The 4,691-nt window shown below is 68.5% G+C and carries 1 protein-coding gene and 1 pseudogene; both read right to left on the reverse strand.

What is annotated here, in order from left to right; genetic code table 11:
• Window positions 1–2,857, reverse strand: a pseudogene (locus AC1D15_RS18735) (RHS repeat domain-containing protein); the annotation flags it as partial.
• On the reverse strand, window positions 2,854–4,691 hold a 1,838-nt coding region (locus AC1D15_RS18740), incomplete at its 5' end, for a beta strand repeat-containing protein (protein WP_477827169.1). The pseudogene AC1D15_RS18735 and the gene AC1D15_RS18740, both read right to left, overlap by 4 nt.

Raw genomic sequence — 4,691 nt, forward strand, 5'->3', positions numbered from 1 at the left:
ACATGCGCCCGTTCATGTGCGTGAGCCCGATGTCGTCGAGCTGCTCATGGCCGGTGAAGCCGCGGTCCGTGCCGCCGTTGACGGTTGGGCTCCAGTCGATCACCAGAGTGCCTGCGGCGTCGTAGTTGCCGTTGGCGAAGCGCCGCTTGCCGAACGGGTCGTACGCATCGCGGGCCGTCACGTCGCCGTTATGGTCGGTCGTCGCCGCGATGCTGCCCAGGTGGTCCTTGTGCCAGTACTCCAGCTTCACTGCTGCCATGCTGGACTGCACTGCTGGTGCGGTCTGTGATGCACCGAGCGTGGGCAGTGCGCCGGTGGTGACCAGCACGCCGAGGCTCTGGCCACCCGCGCTCAGGTAGTGGCGATTGCTCGTGACCGCAGGATTGGCTGCGCTCGGCATCGTCGGCGCATTGACCTCGCTCTCGAAGGCCAGCCCACCGGTGTTGTCCGGATGCAGGTACCACGTCGTTCTTGTGCCGGCGTTGGTGCCGCTCGGAATCGTCCGCACCTCCCGAATGCGCGCGTGGTCTTCGTCGTAGCTCCACACATAGCTCGGGCCACCTGCTGGCCCTTGCACGCCTGTCTGGCTGTCCGGCAGGTTGAAGCCGGTGAAGGTGATCCCACGGTACTTGCCCGCCGTCGCGCTCGCGATGTTCCCGTTCGCATCGAAGCCATAGCTGTTGGCTGCGGCTCCCTCGATGCTTTGAACGGCGTGCGGTCGAACCGAGGTCGCCCCCTGCGCGCCGTAGTTGTAGATGCCGACATCGCTCTTGTAGAGGATGCTGCCCAGCGCGTTGTATTGCAGGCTCACCGTGCGCACCAGGCCGCTGATCGCAGGCGCGGCCACCGTGTAGCGCTGCAGCCGCCCGAGCGCGTCGTGCTCGAAGTTCTCCGTCACCGCGCCGGTCGCGCCATCCCCGTTCGCATCATTGCGGTTCGTCAGGCGCCCCAGGCTGTCCCACACGTAGCCGTGGTTCAGCACGTCGGTCGCGTTGCCCTTGCCGGTCGTCAGGCTGCTGGTGCGGCCCGTCGATGCCTCATAGCCGGACCTGCTCACGACCGCGTTGCTGTACTTCTGCTGCTCCAGGCCGTCCCACGCGTTGTAGGCCAGCCCCTGCCACAGCACGGTGCCGGCCGGCAGCGTGACGCTCGCTCCCGGCGTGCCACCTGGGGTGGCGGGCAACGGGTTCACCGTGACCGCCGTCGCGAGCGACACCGTGCCGAGGAATCCCTTCGGCGTGTAGCCGTAGTTCACCATCAGCCCGGTCGGCCAGGTCTGTGTCGATTGCCGGCCGTTGGCGTCATAGCTCAGCGCGCTCGCAAAGCTCGGCCCGTTGGCAATGCTCGTGCGGGTGTTGATCAGCCGTCCCAGGCTGTCGTACACCCACTGCCGGCTGAGGTCCGTGTTGGCACTTGTCGCGCACAGCTTGCCGATGCCCATCGCGCAGTTGTCGTAGGTCCAGGTGCTCGCGTACTCCGGCTCGGTGCGCAGCGTCATCCGGCCCAGCGCGTCGTACGCCATCGTCGTCTGGCTGCCGCGCTGCTTCTGCAGCGGGTTCTGCTGCCACACCGCCTGGCCGAGGGCGTCGTAGTGGTACTCGAGCATCCCGGCGTCCGGGTCCGTCAGCCTGAGCTTGCGGCCCCGGATGTCGTACGCGATCTGCACGGTGTTCTGCAACGCGTCCTTCGTCGTGACGAGGTTGCCGAATGCGTCGTGCTGGTGGACGAGTTGCGCGCCTTGTGCGTCGGTGATGCGGATCGGGCGGCCCTCCACGTTGCGCTCTTCGAGCCGGGTGTGACCCTGGTCGTCGATGGCAGTCGTTTGCAGCGCGCCGTAGACCACGGCCGACAACCGCGCCCGGCGGCTGCCCCGGTTGCCGAAGCCCACGCTCGGCTGGTTGCCCTGGGGGTCGGCCGTGTAGGTGCGAACGACCCGACCCAGCGCGTCGTACTCCGAGCGCGACAACCCCACGTCGGTGCCGCCGCCGCTGGTCGACGAGCCGCTGTCCAGGAAGTACGGCTGCGTCTGCAGCAGCACCTGGCCCAGATCGCCGTACTCGGTGTCGGTCGCGATCAGGCGGTTCGTGCCGCCGGGTTGCGTGGCGCCGTCGAACGCCTCGGTGATCTGGCGAAGCACCCGGCCCGCGCGGTCGATGTACTTGCGGGTGAACGGGCCGTTCTTGACGCCCTCCGAGCCGCTTGCATCGCGCGGCTCCGCGTGCGTGAACTTCACCGCATCGGCCGGGATCTCGGCCGCGCCGGGGCTCGGGCAGGTCGGGCTGTTCGTGGCGGTGTCGACGCGGCCCGCGATGTAGCAGTACGCCGTGATCGACCGCGTGCCGTCGGCACGGATCTCTCGCGTCGCGCGACCCAGGTCGTCATATTCCCAGCGCGTGGTCAGCCCGTTCGGCCCGGTCTTGCTCAACACCGTGCCAAAGCGCGGGTCCACCGTCTGCGTCTCACCGTGCAGCAACGCATTCCTGCGCTCGCTCGGCAGGCTGCCTGCAGGCATCTTGATGCTCTGGCCGGCGATCGTCACTGTCTGCGTTGCAAAGGTCGTCGTGCTCGTACGGGCTGTGAAGAGCGCTTCACCGCTCGCGCCCGGGCAGTTCTCCTGCCGCGTGCTGATGCGATTGCCCGCCGGGTCGTAGCCGTACGTCGTCAGCACGCACAGCTTGGGGTCGTCGGGCTCGACCTTCTCGGTTTCCACCAGGCCGTCGGCGCGGTAAGTGGTGCTCACCGTCTTCGTGTAGTGGAATGGGTCAATGGGTGGCTGAACCTGCGCTTGCGCGGCAGCGGCGCTCGCGAGCATCACCAGTTGAGCCAGCCGCTTCATTGCTTGCTTTGTGTACTTCACAGGCAGGTCCCCTTCACGATCGCCTTGCTCGTCGTCGCGGTGCCGAACGCGTTCTTCACGCTGAAGTTCACCGTGCGCGCGGTGCATCGGTCGTAGATCCACTGGAAGGTGCAACTCCCTGGTGACGCGGCCACGCTGCCACCCACGGAGCAGGTGCTCGTGCCGGCCGTGGCCGCATCGCTCTGGGTCACCGCCGTGATCGTCTGCGCCGCGCTGTACGGGTTCGCCACCGTCAGCGTGATCGTCGTGTACGTGGGCGTCGAAGTCGCGGCCGTGCTCAGGTTGAACAGCGCGCCCGGGATCGTCTGCACCGTGCCGCTGGCGGTGGTCAATCCATTCATCGTCGCCCCCACCGTGCTCACCGTCTGGCTGAAGCTCGTCAAGCTGCCGGTGGCCAACTGAACCGTCATGCTGCACGCCAGGCCAGGCGCCACATTGGTACAGCCGTTGCTCACCACACTCAGCACGCCCGGCAAGCCGGACAAGCCCGACAGCGTCATCGGCACGTTGCCGTCGTTGCGCCACCCGATCACGTTCGCCGGCGCCGCCGAGTTCTGGTTCACCGTGCCGTAGGCCAGGCTGCCGCCGCTGAACGTCGCGACCGAGCCGGTCAACGTGCCCGACACCGTAGCCGATGCCGCACCCAAGGTACCGCCGGTCGCCACCAGCGTCTGCGCACCTTGCGCGCCGATGCCGTTGCCCGTGCTCATCGACACCGTGACCACGCACGTGCCACCCGGGTCGACCGTACAGCTGCCCGGTGCCACGCTGTACGCGCCACTGAGACCCGACATCGTCAACGTCGCGGCCTGGTTGCCGCTGTTCGTGAAGCTCACCGTGCCGGAGGCGGCGCTGCCACCCTTCGTGGCACTCAGGCCGGTCGCGCCGTTGCCGGTGACCGAGATCGCCGAGCCGTACAGCGTGCCCGCCACCGGAGCCGACACCGCACCGGTCGTGCCGCCGGTGACCGTCAAGGTCTGGCCGCCTTGCGCGCCGATAGCTCCCGCCGTCGTCATCGACACTGTCACGGCGCAGTTGCCGCCCGCAGGCGCCGTGCAGCTTGCCGGGCTCACCGAGTAAGGTGCGCTCAGGCCCGACATCGCGAGCGTCGCCGCCTGGTTGCCGCTGTTCGTGAAGGTGACCGTGCCGCCACCCGCCGCACCGCCCTTCTGCGCCGTCAGGCTCGCTGCGCCATTGCCGGTCACTGAGATCACCGATTGCAGCCCCGTGCCGCTCAGTGCAGCCGACAGAGCCCCAGCACCTGTTCCGATGCTCAAGCTTCCGCTGCGTGCGGCATTGGCCGTCGGCTGGAAGCGCACCGTGACCGCGCACGTGCCACCCACCGGCAGCGAGCTGCCGCAGGTCGTCGAGACGAAGCCGAAGTCCGTGCCACTGACCGATGCCGCTGTCGGCACCGTGACGCTCAGCGGGCCGACGCCTGTGTTGGCGAGCGTTGAGGTCAGCGTCGGCACGTTGCCGACGGCCACGCTGCCGAAGTCGATGGCGCTCAGGCTGCCCGACGGTGCTTGGCCTGCGCCCGACAGCGCCACCGCCTTCACGCCTAGCTCGGTGTTGATGTTCAGCCCGCCGCTGCGCGCGCCGGCAGCCGTCGGCATGAAGCTCACGGTCACCGTGCACGACGCCCCGGCCGGCAACGTCGTGCCGCAGGTCGTGCCCGCAAAGCCGAACTCGCTGCCCGACGCCGACGACACCGCCGCGGCGGTCGGCACCGTCAGGTTGATCGCCACGCCACCGGTGTTGCTCAGCGTCGCCGTGGCGCTGCTGCTCTGCCCGATCTGCGTGGCCGCAAAGGCCGGTGCGCTCAGCGTGACCG

The sequence above is a fragment of the Rhizobacter sp. P2_H2 genome, assembly GCF_056403375.1.